General features: G+C 65.2%; 21 protein-coding genes and 1 tRNA gene. 13 read left to right on the top strand and 9 right to left on the bottom strand.

The features are described from left to right. The first annotated feature begins 354 nt into the window (after nt 1-354). From AC4D2Q_RS15700 to AC4D2Q_RS15690, 3 genes are all read left to right on the top strand, one after another. Nucleotides 355-1,122: a bacterial proteasome activator family protein gene (locus AC4D2Q_RS15700; protein ID WP_490947396.1), complete on the top strand. Its 768-nt coding sequence runs from the start codon at nt 355-357 to the stop codon at nt 1,120-1,122. 5 nt (nt 1,123-1,127) lie between these two features. Further along, nucleotides 1,128-1,601 carry a hypothetical protein gene (locus AC4D2Q_RS15695; protein WP_490947395.1) on the top strand — a complete coding sequence of 158 codons (474 nt, stop codon included), beginning with the start codon at nt 1,128-1,130 and terminating at the stop codon, nt 1,599-1,601. Between the two features lie 103 nt (nt 1,602-1,704). Further along, entirely contained in the window at nt 1,705-2,541 is an 837-nt protein-coding gene (locus AC4D2Q_RS15690; protein ID WP_490927907.1) for an aldo/keto reductase, read from the top strand. An 81-nt stretch (nt 2,542-2,622) separates the two neighbouring features. Here AC4D2Q_RS15690 and AC4D2Q_RS15685 read toward each other — a convergent pair. The 6 genes from AC4D2Q_RS15685 to tmk form a co-directional block, all read right to left on the bottom strand. After that, nucleotides 2,623-2,698, bottom strand: a tRNA-Thr gene (locus AC4D2Q_RS15685). An 80-nt stretch (nt 2,699-2,778) separates the two neighbouring features. Then, nucleotides 2,779-3,456, bottom strand: a complete 678-nt coding sequence (locus AC4D2Q_RS15680; protein WP_490947394.1) for a VC0807 family protein — start codon at nt 3,454-3,456, stop codon at nt 2,779-2,781. A 51-nt stretch (nt 3,457-3,507) separates the two neighbouring features. Further along, on the bottom strand, nt 3,508-4,116 hold the full coding sequence (locus AC4D2Q_RS15675) for a TetR/AcrR family transcriptional regulator (protein WP_490927905.1): 609 nt from the start codon (nt 4,114-4,116) through the stop codon (nt 3,508-3,510). A 106-nt stretch (nt 4,117-4,222) separates the two neighbouring features. Then, nucleotides 4,223-5,812, bottom strand: coding sequence for an alpha/beta hydrolase (locus AC4D2Q_RS15670; RefSeq protein WP_490947393.1), 1,590 nt, complete (start codon nt 5,810-5,812; stop codon nt 4,223-4,225). Nucleotides 5,813-5,874: 62 nt separating this feature from the next. Then, a complete protein-coding gene (locus tag AC4D2Q_RS15665) occupies nt 5,875-7,017 on the bottom strand; it encodes a DNA polymerase III subunit delta' (RefSeq protein ID WP_490947392.1) in 1,143 nt (380 codons plus the stop codon). After that, entirely contained in the window at nt 7,014-7,664 is a 651-nt protein-coding gene (gene tmk, locus AC4D2Q_RS15660; protein WP_490947391.1) for a dTMP kinase, read from the bottom strand. Before tmk ends, AC4D2Q_RS15665 begins: the two co-directional genes overlap by 4 nt. A 160-nt stretch (nt 7,665-7,824) precedes the next feature. Here tmk and AC4D2Q_RS15655 point away from each other — a divergent pair, with 160 nt between their 5' ends. Continuing rightward, nucleotides 7,825-9,024: a trans-sulfuration enzyme family protein gene (locus AC4D2Q_RS15655; protein ID WP_490947390.1), complete on the top strand. Its 1,200-nt coding sequence runs from the start codon at nt 7,825-7,827 to the stop codon at nt 9,022-9,024. 4 nt (nt 9,025-9,028) lie between these two features. Then, nucleotides 9,029-9,352, top strand: coding sequence for a DUF2516 family protein (locus AC4D2Q_RS15650; RefSeq protein ID WP_490927900.1), 324 nt, complete (start codon nt 9,029-9,031; stop codon nt 9,350-9,352). Nucleotides 9,353-9,367: 15 nt separating this feature from the next. Here the strand turns inward: AC4D2Q_RS15650 and AC4D2Q_RS15645 are convergent, their stop codons facing one another. After that, nucleotides 9,368-10,129 carry a class I SAM-dependent methyltransferase gene (locus AC4D2Q_RS15645; protein WP_490947389.1) on the bottom strand — a complete coding sequence of 254 codons (762 nt, stop codon included), beginning with the start codon at nt 10,127-10,129 and terminating at the stop codon, nt 9,368-9,370. Nucleotides 10,130-10,321: 192 nt separating this feature from the next. Between AC4D2Q_RS15645 and AC4D2Q_RS15640 the strand changes: the two genes are divergently transcribed. After that, nucleotides 10,322-11,074: a phosphoglyceromutase gene (locus tag AC4D2Q_RS15640; RefSeq protein ID WP_490947388.1), complete on the top strand. Its 753-nt coding sequence runs from the start codon at nt 10,322-10,324 to the stop codon at nt 11,072-11,074. A gap of 80 nt (nt 11,075-11,154) precedes the next feature. Here AC4D2Q_RS15640 and phoU read toward each other — a convergent pair whose 3' ends face one another. Then, complete coding sequence (gene phoU, locus AC4D2Q_RS15635) at nt 11,155-11,817, bottom strand: phosphate signaling complex protein PhoU (protein WP_490927897.1); 663 nt, start codon at nt 11,815-11,817, stop codon at nt 11,155-11,157. A gap of 183 nt (nt 11,818-12,000) precedes the next feature. Between phoU and AC4D2Q_RS15630 the strand changes: the two genes are divergently transcribed. Next, the gene (locus tag AC4D2Q_RS15630) at nt 12,001-13,227 is read left to right on the top strand and encodes a sensor histidine kinase (RefSeq protein WP_490927896.1); all 1,227 of its coding nucleotides are present in this window, start codon (nt 12,001-12,003) and stop codon (nt 13,225-13,227) included. Then, complete coding sequence (locus AC4D2Q_RS15625) at nt 13,224-13,904, top strand: response regulator (RefSeq protein ID WP_490927895.1); 681 nt, start codon at nt 13,224-13,226, stop codon at nt 13,902-13,904. The genes AC4D2Q_RS15630 and AC4D2Q_RS15625 overlap by 4 nt, the downstream gene beginning before the upstream one ends. Nucleotides 13,905-14,004: 100 nt before the next feature. Here the strand turns inward: AC4D2Q_RS15625 and AC4D2Q_RS15620 are convergent, their stop codons facing one another. Beyond that, complete coding sequence (locus AC4D2Q_RS15620; protein ID WP_490927894.1) at nt 14,005-14,571, bottom strand: hypothetical protein; 567 nt, start codon at nt 14,569-14,571, stop codon at nt 14,005-14,007. 265 nt (nt 14,572-14,836) lie between these two features. On the opposite strand from AC4D2Q_RS15620, the gene AC4D2Q_RS15615 reads away from it, so the two are divergent. From AC4D2Q_RS15615 to rlmB, 5 genes are all read left to right on the top strand, one after another. After that, nucleotides 14,837-15,319, top strand: a complete 483-nt coding sequence (locus AC4D2Q_RS15615; protein WP_104055910.1) for a CarD family transcriptional regulator — start codon at nt 14,837-14,839, stop codon at nt 15,317-15,319. Nucleotides 15,320-15,458: 139 nt separating this feature from the next. Beyond that, entirely contained in the window at nt 15,459-16,223 is a 765-nt protein-coding gene (ispD, locus tag AC4D2Q_RS15610) for a 2-C-methyl-D-erythritol 4-phosphate cytidylyltransferase (RefSeq protein ID WP_490947387.1), read from the top strand. 3 nt (nt 16,224-16,226) lie between these two features. Then, entirely contained in the window at nt 16,227-16,715 is a 489-nt protein-coding gene (ispF, locus tag AC4D2Q_RS15605; RefSeq protein ID WP_490927892.1) for a 2-C-methyl-D-erythritol 2,4-cyclodiphosphate synthase, read from the top strand. A 58-nt stretch (nt 16,716-16,773) separates the two neighbouring features. Next, nucleotides 16,774-18,228, top strand: coding sequence for a cysteine--tRNA ligase (gene cysS, locus AC4D2Q_RS15600; protein ID WP_490947386.1), 1,455 nt, complete (start codon nt 16,774-16,776; stop codon nt 18,226-18,228). A gap of 124 nt (nt 18,229-18,352) precedes the next feature. Further along, nucleotides 18,353-19,354, top strand: coding sequence for a 23S rRNA (guanosine(2251)-2'-O)-methyltransferase RlmB (rlmB, locus tag AC4D2Q_RS15595; protein ID WP_490947385.1), 1,002 nt, complete (start codon nt 18,353-18,355; stop codon nt 19,352-19,354). Nucleotides 19,355-19,373 lie beyond the last annotated feature (19 nt).

The raw sequence follows: 19,373 nt of genomic DNA, 5'->3' as shown, positions 1-19,373 counted from the left end.
CGACGGCGGCACCCTCCTGTGGGTGCCGCCGTCGTGGTTTGTCCGCCTCGGCAAATCCTGCCCGACAGCTGGCCCGTCCCCGCGCCCGTCCCCGCGCCCGTCCCCGGGCCTGCCCGCCGCGCCTGCCCGCCGCGTCCGCTGAGTCCTATGAGCCCGCTGAGTCGGCTGAGCCGTCCGAACTGGCTGAGCCGTCTGTGTCGCCGTGTTGCAGGGCATTGAGCCGCAGTCCCGGACCGGCCTACCGTAAGGAGGGAGACGTCAAAAGGCCGAGGAGCTGCCGCAATTTGAGCGCAAGAAGAGCTGTAAAGCTGACCCTCCCCCGGCATTGGAGCCCAAGCATGAGAGCATTAACGCATGACTGAAGAGAACGGATCCGCCGACCGGCCGGATACGGCGCCCGCGCCCGGTTCCGAGGATTCATCAGACGCCAGCAAGGCCGGCGGCGGTCAGGAAACCCCCTCCAGCAATCCTCCGGTGGGCAACTCTGCCGCGAATCCGGGATCTGCCCAGGGTCCTGCAGTGAACGGTACGGGTGCGTCTCAGGGGGTTGTAAGCCACGCCTCCAACCAGGGTTCCGGAGACTCGGACGCCGCAGTCCGCAGCGGGGAGAGTTCCGGCCCCGCCAAGCTGCGTGAGCTGGTGGACGAGCCCGCCAAGGTAATGCGCATCGGCACCATGATTAAGCAGCTTCTGGAAGAAGTCCGGAACGCGCCCTTGGACGACGCCGCCCGCAACCGCCTGGCGGAAATCCATGAGCGGTCCCTGCGTGAGCTCGAAGACGGTCTGGCTCCGGAACTGGTGGAGGAACTGCACCGGATCAACCTGCCCTTCGTGGATGAAAGCGTCCCCACGGATGCTGAACTCCGCATCGCCCAGGCCCAGCTCGTTGGTTGGCTGGAAGGACTCTTCCGGGGGATCCAAACTGCAATTGCTGCCCAGCAGACAGCCAACCAGCAGCTGGCCTCACGCCTGCAGCTGCGCCAGCTGCCGCCGGGCACCGTCCTGGCCCCCGGGGTCATCATCGGCGAGAACGGCGAGCCGCGCCGCGCTGATGCCCCCGCCTCCGGACGACCCGCTTCAACCCGCTCCGAACCGCACGCCGGTCCCGGTCAATACCTGTAGGACAAATGGCATTATTTGCAGCCGCCCGGCAGGGGCGCAAGGACGATACACAGCTCGGCAAAGGCGTGTGGCGCAGAGCCCACGACCGTTTCACCCGTGGACTGGACCGCTACCACCAGATGTTGGAGGGCGTGGAGGATGACGCCGTCTACAACGAACTCGTGACCGTGGCCAACCAGCTGGCGGAGCTGCTGCCGCGCGTGCGCGAAGTGTGCATGAGTGCGCAGCGCCGTCTGCCCAGCAACGGCCAGGACATTCCCGGTGCGCTGATATCAGTGCACCGGGCCCTTTCACGCAGCGGAAACTCACTCGCTGCCACCGCGGAAGCTGCCGCCATGTCCCGCCTGGAAGGCGAACGCTGGGGCTTCGCCTCCGCCGGCCTGGAAAACGTCCATCGGCGCGCGCAGCTGGTGGCAGAGGACATTCTGGAGGCTGAGCGGGCCCTCAAGGCCGCCGTCACCGGTCCGGCCGGTTCCTGAAAATAATTTCGTAATCCGGGAATAGGCCCGGCAGTTTTTTCGCGGGCAGCATAGAGGCGTCATTCAATGCGGATTACTGCCGGTCATTTGCAAGGATAGGCAAATGACTACATCTCCGCTTGTGACATTCAATGACGGCAACACCATTCCCCAGCTCGGCTACGGCGTGTGGCAGGTTGAAGACGAGGTTGCCGAGAAGGTTGTCGGCCAGGCCTTCGAGGTTGGCTACCGGCACATCGATACCGCCAAGATCTACGGCAATGAAGCCGGCGTCGGCCGCGCCATCGCCGCAACCTCCGTTCCCCGCGAGGACATGTTCATCACCACCAAGGTGTGGAACGCGGACCAGGGCTACGAAGAGACCCTGAAGGCTTTCGACGCCTCCATGGAGCGCCTCGGCCTGGAAACCCTGGATCTGTACCTGATTCACTGGCTCCAGCCGAAGCAGAACAAGTACGTGGACACCTGGAAGGCACTGATTGAGCTGCAGAAGTCCGGCCGCGTAAAGTCCATCGGCGTCTGCAACTTCACCGTAGAGGCGCTGCAGGAAATCATCGACGCCACCGGCGTTGTTCCGGTTCTGAACCAGGTGGAAACCCACCCGTACCTGAACCAGTCCGAACTTCGCGCCTTCGAGGCCAAGCACAACATCCTGCACGAGTCCTGGTCCCCGCTGGGCTCGGGCAAGGGCCTGCTGGAAGACCCCAAGCTGGTGGAGATCGCTGCGAAGTACGACGGCGCCACGCCGGCCCAGGTGGTCATCGCCTGGCACCTGGCACTGGGCAACATCGTGATCCCCAAGTCCGTGACCGAGTCGCGGATCAAGGAAAACTGGGAGTCCCTGGACCTCAAGCTGTCCGACGAGGACATTGAAGCCATCAACGCACTGGATAACGGCACGCGTTACGGCGCCGATCCGGCTACGGCTGACTTCGCCTAAAAAAATCTTCAGGCCTTCCCCGAGGCCGTTGAGGAAAAACGCAAAAACCCCTGGAAACTGAGTTTCCAGGGGTTTTTGCTGTGGAGCCTCCTGCCAGAATCGAACTGGCGACCTTCTCATTACGAGTGAGACGCTCTACCAACTGAGCTAAGGAGGCGGGCTTCAACTGTCCGCTAACGGCCAGAATCCACAAGGAACTACTTTATATGCCGCGGGGCGGCTGGTCAAAACGGCCCCTCAGCCGCCGGTGTCGAGGGGAGCATAGAACCGGGACCATTTCCGGGCGGCTCCCGTCACTTGGTAGTAGATGTTGGCCATGGCAATCAGGGAGAGGGTGGTGACAACCGACAGCGCGGTGGACGCCGCCGGAACGCTGTCGACGGGCAGGCTGTAGGCCATCAGGATTCGCAGCAGACAGTCCAGGATCAGCGCAAGTCCCCACATGACACCGGTAACCCGCCAAATCCGGCGGAATCGCGGCACCCGTTCCCACACCGCATCCCAGTCGGCAGGCCAGCCAAAACGCCCTTCCATCAGGGGCCTGCTGAACAGGTAGACCAGCGGATGCCGGGTAAAGGCACTGGCCAGGAACCACACCCCGGACAGGCCGGTGGCCCAGGCTCCCCTGGCCAGCAGAAATCGTACGTCTCCGCTGAGCAGGGACACCCCGGTGCTGAAAATCATCAGGGCCACCACAAAGGCCGTCACTGGTCCGATGGTTCGCCGGCGGACAACGTCGACGGCGGTTCCAGCCACGGAAGCAGCGGTTCCGGCAAGCAGAGCGAGGTAAGCGCTGGTGCCCAAGGCGCGGAGCCCGTAGAACAGCACCAGCGGGCCCAGGAAAGCTGCAGCCGTCCGCAGGCCGCGGAGTACCAGCGGCAGGCCGGGCCTCCGCTGTGCTGCGGAAGGTGTCATGGTCGGTCCTCCTTGCCGGTCCCGGGCTGCGCCGGGACAAGCGTCCCGGAACTAGGAATACCTGTTTCCGGTTTCAGCTCTGGTGCCCAGTTCAAAGAGGGTCACCAGCTCTCCGGCATAGGCTGTGCAGTCCAGCTGCGGCTGGCGCTCCAGAAGGAACGGCAGCCCGTCCACGCAACGCTGGATGGCTGCTGCCATGACCAGCGGGTCAAAGGAACGGAATTCTCCGGACGCCTGGCCCCGGCGCAGCATCTGTTCCAGCGGGGCTCCGGCTTCGGCGTCGTCGTCGGCGGAATACTCCAGCGCGCCGGCCAGGAGGATGTCCGTCAGGGCTTTCATCGGGGCCCGGTTGTCGCTGATGAACTGCACCGTCGCCTCGATGTAAGCGCGCAGCTGGGCGGCGGCGCCGGATTCTGCGTGTACGGCCCGGCCGGTCCAGCCGCTGACGGCGCCGATCACCTCCGCTGCGACGGCGGCCATCAGGTCCGCCTTGCCGGCAAAATGATACGAAATCAGGCGCGTGCTGGAGATCCCCGCGCGCTCCGCAATACGGGCGAAGGATGCACGGTCATAACCCTGCTCGGCGATGACCGCGATGGTGGCGTCGATGATCTGGGTCCGCCGTGCGGCCCCGGTGATCGTCACCGGCTTTACCTGCATGAGTAAAAACTACGCCGTGCAGGTAAGTGTGCCTAGGGGTTATGCAAAAGAGCTGCCCGGCCGTGGTCGGCGGGGCAGCTCTTTATCGGAACGGCGGGACAGGAGCCTAGGAGCAGACCTTGTCCCCGCCGGGAAGGGTTCCGTTGATGAAGTAGTCGTCCACGGTATCGGCGATGCACTCATTGCCGCGGCCGTAGGCGGTGTGCCCTTCGCCTTCCCAGGTCACCAGGGTGGCGGAGTCCATCTGTTCGGCCAGGGCAACGGACCACTTGTAGGGAGTGGCCGGATCTCCGGTGGTACCGATGACGAGCAGGTCCGCGGCGCCGGCTGCCTTGATCTCGTGCGGGGTATTGACCGGGGGATAAGGCCACGATTCACAGGTGATTCCGCCGTAGCCCAGGAACTTGCCGATCGTGGGGGAGGCCTCCTCCAGCTGTTTGGCGTCCAGCGCCATCTGCTCATCGTCGGCCGTCATCGGATAGTCCAGGCAGTTGATGGCGCTGAAGGCCACCGTGGTGTTGGATCCGTACGTGCCGTCGGACTGACGGTCGGCGTTCAGGTCGGCCAGATAGAGCATGGTGGAGGGATCGCCCTGAAGAGCCTCGTCGAGGGCCCGGGTCAGGATGGGCCAGTTGTCCGAGTTGTACAGCGGCACGATGAAGCCGGTGACGAAGGTGGACACTGTGACAGTGCGCCCGTCCTTGGCCGTCATCGGACTGGCCTCAACCGAAGCGATCAGCTCGCGGATGGTCTTGATTGCCTCATCCGTGGTGCCGGACAGCGGGCAGTCAGCGGCGGTCAGGCAGTCCTCCACGTACGCGCGGATGGCATTCTCAAACCCTTCAGCCTGTCCGAGGGTGATTTCTTCGTTGCTGGCGGAAGGATCAAGTGCGCCGTCCAGCACCATGCGGCCAACCTTTTCGGGGAAGAGCTCAGCATAGGTGGCGCCCAGGAACGTGCCGTAGGAGAAACCGAGGTAGTTCAGCTGCTTGTCCCCGGCCACTGCCCGCAGGATATCCATGTCCCGGGCTGCGCTGACCGTGTCCACGAATCCCAGCAGGTCCCCGGATTTCTCCGCGCACTTATCGGCCAGTTCCTTCGCGTCGGCACGGGCAGCCTGCAGGCCGGCCGGTTCGGCCGGGTCGTAATACTCTTCGCGGGCGGCGTCCAGTTCCGCGTCCGTGAGGCATTCGACGGGATCGGAGCGGCCAACGCCCCGGGGGTCGAAGCCCAGCACGTTGAAGTTCTCCCGCAGCCGGTCAGTGGTCACGTAGTCCACGGAGTCATGGACAATGTCATAGCCCGAGCCGCCCGGCCCGCCGGGGTTGATCAGGATGGTGCCCTCTGCCGTGTCCTCGGATTTGGCGAGGATGACGGCCAGGTCAATGCTTTTGCCCGCCGGATCCGCGTAGTTCAGCGGGACCTCCACCGTGGCGCACCGGAAGGCGTCCGAGGAAGTGTCTTCACACTCTCCCCATGCCACTTCCTGGCTGTAGTAGTGCCGCAGGTCCTCGGGAACGTCTCCAATGACGTCCGCCGCAGCTGTGGTGGTCCCGGTGGACGCGGACGGCGAAGCGGCAGCGGAGGTATCCTCCGGTGCGCTGTCTCCGGTACAGGCGGTCATTCCGGACAGCACGACGACGGCGGACGCTGCTGCCAGCACGAGTCGGGGAAAGCGGCGGCTGGCTGGGGTCATCGTTGCTCCTGGATGGAATGGAAACTCACGGCCCGCGGAGGAGCCGGTGGGCACACGCGGGTTTATAACAGGCTAACCGCCATTGCTTCGATGGCCAGCAGCGGTGCCACGTTTGTGGACACCAGACGGGTGCGGACCAGATTGATTTCCTCCATCCGCAGCAGGGTCTGTTCCGGGGATCCGTGGGCGGCGTAGTCGGTCAGCTCACGGCGCAGGGATTCATTGACCAGGGTGTCGCTGCTGCCCATCTGGAGCATCAGCACATCCCGGTAGAAGGACAGCAAATCGGTCAATGCGCGGTCAAAGTAATCGTTCTTGGAGCGCTTGGCCCGGCGCACCTGGTCTTCTTCCAGCCGTTTAACCTGGCTGCGGATCGACGGCGGCAGCGTGCCGCTCTCGGGTGCGCCCAGCGAGGCCAGCAGCGACTTCCGTTCGGCGGCGTCGCGCTGTTCGAAGGAGCTGGTGGCTTCGGCCTCGGCCAGGGCCACCAGGTCGGCGGCGGCTTTCATGGCACCGGAGACATTGCGCAGGGACAGCGGGAGCCGCACGATGGATTCGCGCCGGCGGCGGGCTCCCTCATCCGTGGCCAGCCGCTTGGCAATGCCAATGTGGCTCTGTGCGGCACGGGCGGCGTCGCGGGCAACATCGGGGTCAATGCCGTCCCGGCGGATCAGCAGGTCGGCCACATCTTCAACAGGAGGCAGCCGCAGGCTGACAGCGCGGCAGCGGGACCGGATGGTCACCAGGACATCGCCGGGACTGGGGGCGCACAGCAGCCAAATGGTGCGCGGCGGGGGTTCTTCGATGGCCTTGAGGAGGACGTTGGTGCTGCGTTCCTGCATGCGGTCGGCGTCTTCGACGATGATGACGCGCCAGCGCCCCGTGGAGGGTTTGTCCTGTGCCTTGCGCACCAGCTCCCGGGCCTCGTCGATGCTGATGGTCACTTTCTCCGTGGTGACGGAGGTGACGTCGGCGTGCGACCCGGCGAGGGCTGTGCGGCAGGCCTTGCACTCGCCGCAGCCGCGGAGCGCGGGATCGGGCTGGTCGCACAGCAGGGCTGCGGCAAAGGCCCGGGCGGCGTTGGACCGGCCGGAACCGGGGGGACCGGTGAACAGCCAGGCGTGGTTGGGGGTTGCCTGGGCGGCTCCGCGGCGCAGCTGGTCCACCACGGGAGCCTGGCCCTGCAGATCGTCCCAGACGGTCACGGCAGCAGCTCCTTCACCCTGGTGAGGATGGTTTCCGCCAGCTCGTCCACGGGCCGGCCGGCGTCGAGCACCAGGTAACGGGCGGGATTTGTCCGCGCCTGCTCCAGGAAAGCCCGGCGAATCCGCAGATGGAACGTGTCAGGCTCTGATTCCAGCCGGTCTTCGGTTGCCTGGTTGGCGGTCCGCCGCTGCCTGCCCTGTTCCGGATCCACGTCAAGCAGCACCGTGAGGTCCGGTGAGAATCCTTCGGTGGCCCAGACGTTAAGCTGCCGGACGTCCTCGGTGCCCAGCGAGCGCCCGGACCCCTGATAGGCCACCGAGCTGTCGATAAAGCGGTCGCACACCACCATGTCGCCGCGTTCCACGGCCGGGCGGATCACCTGGGTGACGTGCGCGGCCCGGGATGCGGCGAAGATCAGGGCCTCCGTGCGGGCGTCAATCTCTCCGTTGCCGTGTTCCAGGACCAGCGAGCGCAACTGTTCGCCCACGGCGGTGCCTCCCGGTTCGCGGGTGCGCACTACCTTCCGGCCGGCAGCTTCCAGAGCCGCGGTGAGCTTAGCGGCCTGGGTCGACTTCCCGGCTCCGTCGCCGCCTTCGAACGTTATGAACAGGCCCGGCCTGTTGGCGGGGAACTCAGAAATACTCACCCTCCTAGCCTACCCAGTCGGGCTGGAGGCCGCGGCGGGCGAAGATCTGCCGGGTAACAGCTTCCCGGCCGACAGTCTGCAAAAGGGGACGGACCGCCGGCCGCAACCTGCATCCCGGACACATTGGCACTGTCTTTGCGGCTCCCACTACCCTGTGAGGATGAGCCACGCGCCGAAGAGCCACAGCACCGCAGACCTTTCCCCCGAGACCGTAGTGGTGTCCGCCGGCCGCCCCGCGCGTGAGCCGGATGCACCGGTCAATCCGCCCATCGTGCTTTCCTCCACCTTCCACGGTGCCGGAACGCCGCTTCCCGGCGAACGGGTCTATGGACGCTTCTCCAACCCCACGTGGGACCCCTTTGAAACGGCGCTGTCCGAGCTTGAAGGCGCATCCCTGCCGGCGCTGGTCTTTTCCTCCGGTCTGGCCGCCGTGGCAGCAGCGCTGTCCCTCGTCCCGACCGGCGGAATCCTGGTCATGCCGCGGCACAGCTACCAGGGCTCCCTGCTCCTGGCCGCCGAGGAAGCCGCCAACGGACGGTTCACCGTGCGCACCGTGGACATTGCCGACACGGAGCAGGTGCTCGAGGCACTCCGGGGCGAGGGTCCGGGGGAAAGCGGTTCTGCCGGTCCGGCCAGCATGCTGTGGATCGAAAGCCCCACCAACCCCATGCTGGAGGTGGCGGAAATAGACGTCCTGGCGCGTGCGGCTCATGACGCCGGGGCGCTGGTTGTTGCGGACAACACCTTTTCCACCCCGCTGGTGACCCGTCCCCTGGAACTGGGCGCCGACGTCGTGCTCCATTCGGTGACCAAGTACCTTGCCGGGCATTCCGACGTCGTCCTGGGGGCACTGGCCACCTCCGACGGGGAGCTGCACGGCCGCCTCCACAGCTACCGTTCCCTGCACGGCGCAGTTGCGGGGCCGTTCGAGGTGTGGCTGGCCCTGCGCGGCCTGCGGACCCTGGCGCTGCGCGTCGAGCGCTCGCAGGCTACCGCCGGGTTGCTTGCGGAGCGCCTGACCGGACATCCGTCGGTGGAAGCGGTCCGTTATCCGGGTCTGCCCGGGGACGCCGGGCATGCCCGGGCCGCACAACAGATGAACGGGTTCGGCTCCATCCTGTGCATCGAAGTTGCCGGCGGAGCCATGGCGGCGGAAGCCGTGGCCAACAGCGTGCGCCTGTGGCTGCCCGCCACCTCGCTGGGCGGAGTGGAATCGCTGATTGAACGACGGCGGCGGCAGCCGGGAGAGCCGCAGTCGGTCCCGGAAAACCTGCTGCGGCTGTCCGTGGGGATTGAGAACGCGGAGGACCTCTGGAACGACCTCTTCCAGGCGCTGGGCAATCGGGACACGGTAGGCTGAAGCGGTGATCCTCTTCGTCGTTCTCCTTGAGCCCCTCCTGTACCGCGCCCTCGGCCTGGCGACGCTGATCCTCGCACTGTGGGCCTTCTCCGATGCCCTGCGGCGCAAGCCGCAAATGTTCGAAGCCGCGGACAAGCGCACCAAGGGTTTCTGGCTCGGCATGACCGGAGCCGCCACCGCCGTCGGGCTGCTCAGTTTCGTAACCGCGGGAGGCCTGTTGCCCTTTACCGTGGTTGCCCTGGTGGCAGCCGGCGTTTACCTGGCGGACGTCAAACCGGCGGTCAGCGGTTCCGGCCGCGGATACTCCGGACCGTACGGCCGCTGGTAGCCGCAGCGGGGCCCCTCAGCTCGGAGCCACCGCGTCCCATGCCACGGTAATTTCGCCCAGTCGCCACCGGGCCGGGCCGGTCAGCAGCGGCCATCCGGCCGAGCGCAGGCTTTCGCACATCGCCAGCCACCGCTGCCGGTTGCCGTAGGAGGCCTGCGGTGCCGCCGAAAGCCAGGCCTGGTCCATGGCCTGCAGCAGGGCATGAACCTTTTCGCCCGGAACGTTGCGGTGAATCAGTGCCTTGGGCAGCCGCTCGGCCACGTCCGAGGGCAGGGTGAAAGCGCCGAAACGCATCGAGATGCTCAGCGACAGCGGCCCCGTGGAGTCCAGTTCCACCCACGTGGAGCGCCGCCCGATTTCGTCACAGGTGCCGTCCACGAAAATCCCGCCGGATGCGAGCCGCGACACCACCATGTTCCAGTGCGCCTGATATTCGTTTTCCGAATACTGGCGCAGCACGTTGAACGCGCGCACCATGACCGGGCGGCGCCCGTCCACCGGCAGTTCAAAGCCGCCCTGTCGAAATGACAGGCCCTCCCGCTCCAGGGACTTCGCTGAATGCACCCGGACGGGATCGATCTCGATTCCCATGACCTCTACGTCCGCGCGGACCCGTCCCAGCCGGGTGTGAAGTTCGACGGCGGTGGTGGGGGCCGCGCCGTACCCCAGATCAACGATGAGCGGGTCTGCCGCTCTGCGCAGGCGCCACCCCTGCGGTCCGGCCAGCCAGCGGTCCACCCGCCGCAGTCGATTGGGGTTTGTAGTGCCCCTGGTCACATTTCCTACGGGTTTTTGCTGCTTTTGCACTAAACAATATTACTGGTCCGCCGCCGTCGTTCCCGACCGCTGAAGGGCTGACGGCAGCGCGGGTACTGGGCTCGGGCCGGTGCCCGGCCAAAATGCCGGCTGCCGCGGCCCAGCCGGACGCAGCCCTGCCCCGGTCCGGTGTCCTCCGTTACGATGACATATATGACTTACAAACTGATCCTTCTGCGCCACGGCCAGAGCGAATGGAATGAAAAGAACCTGTTCACCGGCTGGGTGGATGTGGATCTGACGGACCTGGGCCGCGCCGAAGCCCGTCGCGGCGGCGAGCTCCTGGTGGAAGCGGACATCCTCCCGGACATTCTCTACACCTCGCGTCTTCAGCGCGCGATCAACACCGCCAACATTGCCCTGGGTGCGGCGGACCGCATCTGGATCGATGTGAAGCGCAGCTGGCGCCTGAACGAGCGGCACTACGGCGCACTGCAGGGCAAAGACAAGGCCCAGACGCTGGCGGAATACGGCGAGGAGCAGTTCATGCTCTGGCGCCGGTCCTACGACACCCCGCCGCCGCCCCTGCCCGATGACAGCGACTTCTCCCAGGCTCATGACCCGCGCTATGCGGACCTGTCCTCGGATGAACTGCCCCGCACGGAGTGCCTGAAGGATGTGCTGGAGCGGTTCCTGCCGTACTGGGAATCGGACATCTCCGCTGATATCAGGACCGGCAAGACCGTCATGATCGCCGCCCACGGAAACTCGCTGCGCGCCCTCGTCAAGCACCTGGACGGAATCAGCGACGCCGATATTGCGGCCGTCAACATTCCCACCGGCATTCCGCTGGTCTACGAGCTCGACGAGGACCTGAAGCCGATCAAGGCCGGCGGTACCTACCTTGATCCTGAGGCCGCCGCAGCGTCCATCAAGGCTGTAGCCAACCAGGGCAAGAAGAAGTAACAAAAGTTTCAGCAGAAAACGAAAGGGCGGCCCCTCGGGGCCGCCCTTTCGTTTTGGTGCATCTGTTTGCGGGCTGTTGCCTACCGGCTGGATTCTGACATGGGCTGCCATTCACCGGTCACGAGGTAGTTCACCTTCCGGGTCACCGATACGCCGTGGTCCGCGAAGCGCTCAAAGTAGCGGCTGGCCAGCGTCAGGTCCACGGTGCTGACGGCGGACACTGTCCAGTCAGGAGCCGCGATGGCCTTGAAGACGCCCGCGTGGAGCTCGTTGATCCGGTTGTTGCAGGCGTAGATCTCCGTGCTCAGCTCCAGGTTCCGGGTCTCGAGGAGCTCGGTCAGCAGCTCGGCAATCCGGATATCCAGCCGCGCCATCTCGCTGAAGGTCTCCACCATGGCCTCCGGCACCACATGCTCGGGATAGCGCAGCCTGGCCAGCTGGGCGATATGCCGTGCAAGGTCGCCCATCCGTTCCAGGGAGGCACTCATCCGAAGGGAACCGACGATCATCCGCAGATCGCTGGCAACCGGCCCCTGGAGGGCGAGGACATCAATGGCCCGCTCATCCAGGTCATTCTGGAGGAAATCGATCCGCGCGTCGGCGGCAATCACATCCTGAGCCAGTTCCGTGTCGGCACCTTCGAAGGCGAGCGTGGCTTTCTGCATCGCTTCGGTGACGAGCTCCGAAATCTGGGTCAGCTCTTCGCCAATCTGATGAAGCTCGGCCTGAAAAACCTTACGCACTTCGGCGTCCTTTCAATTGTCCAGCCTCTGTTCACGTGTCCACGGCGTCTTGTGCTGCCGTGCCCACAGGATTTCAGCCGGGGGTTAACCGCTGGGCGTCTTTTGATGAACGTTAGTTTAACGAATCCCCCAATGCCACCGCGGGGGAATCCCCGGGCCCGGCCCTCCGCCTAAGCTAGGAGGGTGAATCCTGTACTGCTGGGCTTGATCGCCGGGATCCTCGGCCTCGCCGTGGGTGCCTCCGGCGTGCTGGCATATGTGGCCAGCCGCCGCCAACGCCGGGAACTGGCCGCGAACGATGATCCGGCCATCCCCGACGGCGCGGCGGAAGTCCTTGCCGTAATCGGACGCGCCTACGTTGTGGTGGACGCGGTCGACGGCGTGGTCCGGGCCAGTCCGGGCGCGTATGCCCTGGGGCTGGTCCGCGGGCATACCCTCGTTCCTCCGGAACTGCTGGACCTGACGGCCCGCGTACGCAGGGACGGCGTCATCGAAGAACGCCAGCTGGAACTGCAGCGGGGCCCGCTGGGCCAGGGCAACACCATCCTCCAGGTCCGGGTCGCCACCGTGGGGGAGGAGTACATCCTTATCCTCGCCGACGACCACACCGAGATTGCCCGGACGGAGGAGGTGCGCAACGACTTCGTGGCCAACGTGTCGCATGAGTTGAAAACTCCGGTCGGAGCCATTTCGCTGCTTTCCGAGGCGCTGGACGATGCCGCCGGGGACGAAGAGGCCGTGCGCCGCTTTGCGGCCCGGATGAGCAAGGAATCCGCAAGGCTCACCGCCCTGGTGCAGGACATCATTGAGCTGTCCCGGCTGCAGAGCACCGACATGGTGGACCGCGCCCGGGAAGTGGACATCAACCAGCTGGTCGCGGAAGCAGTGGAAGCCAACCGGCTGCCGGCCGAGAACAAGAACACCACCGTCGTCGTCGGGGGAGCTGTGGAAGGCTCTGTCTACGGTGATGCGAAGATGCTGACCACGGCCTTCCGCAACCTGATCGACAACGCAATCCGGTATGCGCCGGACGGAAGCCGGGTGGGCGTGGGCCTGCGGTCGCGTGACGGGATGGCGCAGGTTGCCGTCACGGACCAGGGGCCCGGAATCCAGCCCGAGGACCAGGAGCGCATTTTTGAACGCTTCTACCGCGTGGACAGCGCACGGTCCCGGCACACCGGAGGCACCGGGCTGGGGCTGAGCATCGTCAAACATGTGGTCTCCAACCACGGCGGCGAAGTGAGCCTGTGGTCCCAGCCGGGGCAAGGCTCCACCTTTACCGTTCGACTGCCGGAAATGGAAAACTCCGAACAACCGCGCCGGGAACGGCCACAAAACCAAGGCGCCAGCGCCCGGCCGGCGTCTCCGCCGGCCAGCGGCGGGGCATACGAACAAGGAGTCAGTGCGTGACCAGGATCCTGATCGTTGAAGACGAAGAGTCCTTCAGCGACCCTCTTTCCTATCTGCTGTCACGGGAGGGTTTTGATGTGCAGGTGGTGGATAACGGGACAGACGCCGTTTCCGAGTTCGACCGCCGCGGCGCGGACCTTATCCTGCTGGACCTGATGCTCCCGGGCCAGTCCGGAACCGAGGTGTGCCGGCAGATTCGACAGCGCTCCGACGTGCCGGTCATCATGCTCACCGCACTGGACGGCGAGATCGATAAGGTGGTGGGCCTGGAGATCGGCGCGGATGATTACGTCACCAAGCCCTACAGTTCCCGCGAATTGACGGCCCGGATCCGGGCCGTCCTCCGCCGCCGGAAGGAGGGCGGGGAATTGTCCGGTCCCGCCGTTGAAGCCGGGCCCGTGCGAATGGATCTGGACCGTCACATTGTGAGCGTCAACGGTACGCACGTGCCGCTGCCCCTCAAGGAATTTGAGCTGCTGGAAATGCTGCTGCGCAATTCCGGGCGGGTCATGACCCGCGGGCAGCTGATCGAACGGGTGTGGGGCGCGGACTACGTGGGGGACACCAAAACGCTGGATGTCCATGTGAAGCGGCTCCGTGGAAAGATTGAGCCCGATCCCGCCGCTCCCCGCCACCTCGTAACGGTGCGCGGACTCGGATACAAGTTTGAAGCCTGACAGCTCCCTGGCCTGAAAACCGAAAAAGGGACCCGGCCCGCAAAGGCCCGGTCCCTTTCCCATGCCGGCACTGTGCCGGGCTGCGCCGCGCTGAGGCGGACTACTTCGATTCGGCGGGAGCAGTTTCGGTCGTGCCTGTGCCGGCCTGATCGGAGGGGACCATGGTGGCCGTCTCCTGAGGTGTGGCGGCGGACGTGGGAAGGTACTCGCGGTAGTCCTTCAGGGTTCCGTCGACCACGGGGATGTTCACCATCACGGTTTCGGTGCCGTTGCCGGCGTCTGCCCGAAGTCCCGTCCCGGGCAGGGTGTCCACGTTGGGCACGGTTACTTCGGAGTCCGGGGCATCTTCAAAGACAACTTTGTCTCCGGAAGCGATGTTCCAGGTGAGCGTGGTTCCGCCGGTGGCCAGCGAGAAGTCGACGTCCTCAGGGGATGCATTCACAACGGTGCCCAGCAGGCGGCCTTCTTCACCGTCGCCGTTGCTGACTACCAGGATGTTCCGCAGCTCCACCTCGCCAACGTTCTCCACAATGCCGTCCGACGGAGAGTACTCGCGCGTGGTTGCCTGCTCGCTCGTGGCGCTGCAGCTGGAGACTCCCAGTACGGCCAGCGCAATGACACCAGCGGCAGCAGCTCGCTGCGCCCTGTTCTTGGGGGTGAATCTCACAGCACAAACTCCTGGGGTATTGCGGTCTTTCGACCTGCGGCTAACTTTTGTGCCTAGCCTATCGGCAAACCGGCAAAATGTTGGATTTTCACCCGTTCCCCGGGTACCGCAAGTGTGCCGCTGGAAGTGCATCGCCGCAGGTGGGAATGGAAGAAGGGGCTCGAAAGTACCTGCGCAGATCACGACTAGGTACCTGACCTGCGGAAACTCTTCTCGGTGTGTTGCACACATGGTAAACTCGAGGTTGGGAAAGGGGAAAGTCCACATGGTTTTTGAGGTTGGCGAAACAGTTGTTTACCCTCACCACGGTGCCGCGAAGATCGAAGAGATCAAGATGCGGACCATCAAGGGCGAAGAGAAAATGTATCTCAAGCTTAAGGTGGCACAGGGTGATCTGACCATAGAAGTACCGGCTGAGAACGTTGACCTCGTAGGGGTTCGGGACGTTGTGGGCAAAGAAGGCCTGGAGCATGTGTTTGATGTGCTGCGCGCCGAGCTCACTGAAGAGCCCACCAACTGGTCGCGCCGGTACAAGGCAAACTTGGAGAAGCTGGCCTCCGGTGACGTGGTAAAGGTGGCAGAGGTCGTCCGCGACCTGTGGCGCCGCGACCACGACCGCGGCCTCTCTGCAGGAGAAAAGCGCATGCTCGCAAAAGCCCGCCAGATTCTGATTTCGGAATTGGCGCTGGCTGAAAAGACGGACGAAGACCAGGCCGCAGTTGTCCTGGACAAGGTTCTGGCAAGCTAAGCAGCATCCAAAAACGCAGCACATATGGCATGCTGCCGGTCCTTCGGGACCGGCATTTTGTCGTTAAAGGGCCTTTTGGTTTCATGGAAAGTGATGAGGCGCTTTCAGCCGGTCCGGCGCGGGGCACTAGGCTGAGGGGGTGTCTTCAACAACTTCCCCTCCGCAGCGGATCGGCGTCATTCTCGTAGCGGGAGGTTCCGGCCAGCGGCTGGGGTACGGCATCCCCAAGGCCCAGGTTCCGCTGTCCGGTGTGGCGCTGCTGGCCCACGCCCTTCAGGGCGTGGAGGAAGCCGGCATAGCCGCCGCGGTCAGCGTGGCCGTCCCGGCCGGGGACACCATCATGCATGCGTTGTGCCGGGAAGCGGGCCTGAGCGTCCCCTGCACCGTGGTTGACGGCGGTGCCACCCGCTCCGATTCAGTCCGCGCGGCACTCGCTGCGCTTCCGGCGGACCTCGACGCTGTCCTGGTGCACGATGCAGCACGGGCACTGACGCCGCCGGAGGTTTTCCGGCGGGTGGCGGACGCGCTGGCGTCCGGCGCTTCGGCTGTCATTCCTGCCGTGCCCGTCACCGACACCGTCAAGAGCACCGCGGCAACCTCTCCCGAGCTCTCAGCCATAGCCTCCCGCCGGGTCACCGGCACACCAGACCGATCGGTCCTTCGCGCGGTCCAGACCCCGCAGGGATTTGACGCCGCGCTGCTGCGCCGCGCCCACCGGGCAGCGGAAGGCTTCAGCGCAGAAGAAGCCGCAGCCATCACGGATGACGCCATGCTCGCAGAGTCCCTTGGCGCCGTCGTCTACGTTGTGGAGGGATCGGAACGCTCCCTCAAAATCACCACGCCGCTGGATCTCCTGCTGGCCGAAGCAGTGCTCGCCAGCGAACAAAAACTCCCAAAGGACTGACCCATGCCTGCAAACCTTCCCCGCACCGGCATCGGTGTTGACGTCCATGCCTTCGCTCCCCTTGATGCTCCTCGGCCGCTCTGGGTGGCAGGTCTGCTGTGGGAGGGCGAGCGGGGACTGGCCGGCCACTCCGACGGGGACCCCGTGGCCCATGCTGCGGCGGACGCCCTGTTTTCCGCTGCGGGCCTTGGCGATCTGGGCACACACTTCGGAACCGACCGGCCCGAATACGCCGGAGCCTCCGGGCTGACGCTGCTGAGTGAGGCCGCCCGGATTGTCCGCGGCGCAGGATTCGAGATCGGCAACGTGGCTGTGCAGCTGATCGGCAACCGGCCCAAGTTTGCTCCCCGCCGTGCGGAGGCTGAAGCGGCCCTTGGCGGTGCTGCCGGCGCTCCGGTGAGCGTCTCGGCGACGACCACGGACGCCCTGGGCTTCACCGGACGAGGGGAAGGCATCGCCGCCGTCGCAACCGCCGTTGTTGTCCGGGTCTAGATGTCTCCGCCTTTCGCAGTTTGCGGCCTCCCCGGGCACCGCGCGATAGCCTAGAGCGGTGAGCTTGAGATTCTATGACACCGCTTCCGCGCAGGTCCGTGACTTTGTTCCCCTGAAAGAGGGGGAGGTCAGCCTGTACTACTGCGGCGCCACGGTGCAGGGCCGGCCGCATGTGGGCCACATCCGCTCCGCGATCGCCTTTGACCAGCTCACGCGCTGGCTGCAGTTCCGCGGCTACCGGGTCACCACCGTCCGCAACGTGACGGACATCGATGACAAGATCCTGGCGAAGTCCGCTGAATCGATGGGCGCGGAACCCGGACCCGACGTCGTTCCGGACGAGCCCTGGTGGGCGCTGGCCTACCGCTTCGAGCAGGAATTCGCCAAGGCCTATGACACCCTCGGCGTGCAGCGGCCCACGTATGAGCCCCGCGCCACCGGCCATATTCCGGAAATGCACGCCCTGATCACACGCCTGATTGAGGCGGGCCACGCCTACCCGGCACTGGATGACTCCGGGGACGTGTACTTCGATGTCCGGTCCTGGAAGAACTACGGCTCCCTGACCCGGCAGAACATCGACGACATGCAGGCAGCGCCCGACGCCGGCCCCCGCGGCAAGCGCGACCCGCGCGACTTTGCACTGTGGAAAGGCTCCAAGGAAGGCGAGCCGGAGACGGCTGCCTGGGACAGCCCCTGGGGGAAGGGCCGGCCCGGCTGGCATCTGGAATGCTCGGCCATGGTCACCAAGTACCTTGGCCCGCAGTTCGATATTCACGGCGGCGGACTGGACCTGCGCTTCCCGCACCACGAGAACGAGATGGCCCAGTCGCAGGCGGCCGGTGACGGCTTCGCCAATTTCTGGATGCACAACGGCATGGTCACCTTCGAGGGTGAAAAAATGTCCAAGTCCATCGGCAACACCGTCAGTCCCGACGAAATGCTCGCAGCTGCGTCACCGCGGGTGGTGCGCTACTACCTGGGACAGGCACACTACCGCTCGGTGCTGGATTACCGGCCCACCTCCCTGCAGGAGGCCGCCGCAGCCGTGGAACGCATCGACGGGTTTATCGCCAAGGCGCACGCCAAGGTATACGGCACCGGAAATTATTCCTCTGTCCTGAACACTGATGCCATGCCGGCGGCCTTCGCCGCTGCGATGGATGACGACCTCAACGTTCCGCAGGCGCTTGCCGTGCTGCACGATACCGTCCGCGCCGGAAACACCGCCCTGGCCGAGGGCAATACCGACGCCGTCCGGGATGCGCTGCATGCGGTGCTGGCCATGACGGGCGTTCTCGGTCTGGATGACGTCCGGCAGCCGCAATCAGGCACGGGCGCCGAACACCGGGCCCTGGACGCACTGGTCCAATCGCAGCTGGAAGAGCGGCGGGCCGCCCGCGCCGCCAAGGACTGGGCCCGCGCCGACGCCATTCGGGATTCGCTCGCAGCCGCGGGCATCACCGTGGAAGATACCGCAGACGGTGCGAGTTGGAGCATGGCCCAGGCCTGATCCCGTCCAGAGGATGACCCTGGAATGTTTGCTTTCGGAGTACACTGCCGGGCGTGGAACACGCAGGCCCGCGAGCCTGCGTAAACTAGAAGTAATGCTTTCTTCTAGGTTTAAGGTGTAATCGATGGCCAACAACGGACGTCCCGGCGCAATGCGTAAAGCCAAAAAGGGCCCCAGCGGGGGCACCGGTGGATTGGGCCGCAAGGCTCTTGAGGGCAAAGGTCCCACGCCTAAGGCTGAAGAACGCCCCTATCACAAGGCGTATAAGAACAAGCAGCTGGCCGAGCGCTCGGCAGCCAAGCGCGGAGACTCCCGCGACAACCGCGCCGCCGGCGGCCGCAGCGGCACCAACGTCCGAGGCAAGGTGGCCGAAGAAGTCGTAACCGGCCGCAACTCGGTAGTCGAAGCGCTCCGCGCGGGAATCCCCGCCAAGGCCCTGCATATTGCGGTGCGGATCGAAATGGACGACCGCGTGCGTGAATCCCTCAAGATGGCGGCTGACCGCGGCCTTCCCGTGATGGAGACCCACAAGCCCGAGCTGGACCGCATGACCAACGAGGCCGTGCACCAGGGCCTCGTGCTGCAGATCCCGCCGTATGAATATGCTGATCCCACGGACCTGGCAGCGGAAACGATCGAGGCCTGGAAGAAAGGCCACATCCGCAACGCACCGCTGTTTGTGGCGCTGGACGGCATCACCGATCCGCGCAACCTGGGTGCCATCATCCGCTCCGCTTCCGCCTTCAGCGCCCACGGCGTCATTGTTCCGGAACGCCGTGCGGTGGGCATGACTGCCTCCGCCTGGAAGACCAGCGCCGGTGCAGCCGTCCGCGTCCCGGTAGCCCGCGCCGGCAACCTGAACAACACGCTGAAGACCTTCAAGAAAATGGGCATCTTTGTGCTCGGCCTGGACGGCGACGGCGACGTGTCCCTGCCGGATATCGTCCTGGCCAAGGACCCGGTCTGCATCGTTGTAGGCTCCGAAGGCAAGGGTCTGTCCCGCCTGGTCCGCGAAAACTGCGACCAGATCGTGTCCATTCCCATTGACTCCGCCATGGAATCGCTCAATGCGTCCATGGCCGTGGGCATCAGTTTGTACGAAATTTCACGGCAGCGTTCCGCCTGACCAAAGGCGGAGTAATCCG

Source organism: Arthrobacter sp. TJ-178 (assembly GCF_058269275.1).
The sequence above is the reverse complement of the archived record's forward strand: the minus strand, read 5'-3'. Positions and strand labels throughout refer to the sequence as shown.

What these genes read in the sequence shown, in the direction of transcription:
- AC4D2Q_RS15675 (WP_490927905.1), bottom strand. Translation starts at nt 4,116, where the DNA reads ATGCAGGTAAAGCCGGTGACGATCACCGGGGCCGCACGGCGGACCCAG.
- AC4D2Q_RS15670 (WP_490947393.1), bottom strand. Translation starts at nt 5,812, where the DNA reads ATGACCCCAGCCAGCCGCCGCTTTCCCCGACTCGTGCTGGCAGCAGCG.
- AC4D2Q_RS15695 (WP_490947395.1), top strand. Translation starts at nt 1,128, where the DNA reads ATGGCATTATTTGCAGCCGCCCGGCAGGGGCGCAAGGACGATACACAG.
- AC4D2Q_RS15640 (WP_490947388.1), top strand. Translation starts at nt 10,322, where the DNA reads ATGACTTACAAACTGATCCTTCTGCGCCACGGCCAGAGCGAATGGAAT.
- AC4D2Q_RS15615 (WP_104055910.1), top strand. Translation starts at nt 14,837, where the DNA reads ATGGTTTTTGAGGTTGGCGAAACAGTTGTTTACCCTCACCACGGTGCC.
- ispF (WP_490927892.1), top strand. Translation starts at nt 16,227, where the DNA reads ATGCCTGCAAACCTTCCCCGCACCGGCATCGGTGTTGACGTCCATGCC.
- AC4D2Q_RS15700 (WP_490947396.1), top strand. Translation starts at nt 355, where the DNA reads ATGACTGAAGAGAACGGATCCGCCGACCGGCCGGATACGGCGCCCGCG.
- AC4D2Q_RS15680 (WP_490947394.1), bottom strand. Translation starts at nt 3,456, where the DNA reads ATGACACCTTCCGCAGCACAGCGGAGGCCCGGCCTGCCGCTGGTACTC.
- rlmB (WP_490947385.1), top strand. Translation starts at nt 18,353, where the DNA reads ATGGCCAACAACGGACGTCCCGGCGCAATGCGTAAAGCCAAAAAGGGC.
- AC4D2Q_RS15690 (WP_490927907.1), top strand. Translation starts at nt 1,705, where the DNA reads ATGACTACATCTCCGCTTGTGACATTCAATGACGGCAACACCATTCCC.
- AC4D2Q_RS15655 (WP_490947390.1), top strand. Translation starts at nt 7,825, where the DNA reads ATGAGCCACGCGCCGAAGAGCCACAGCACCGCAGACCTTTCCCCCGAG.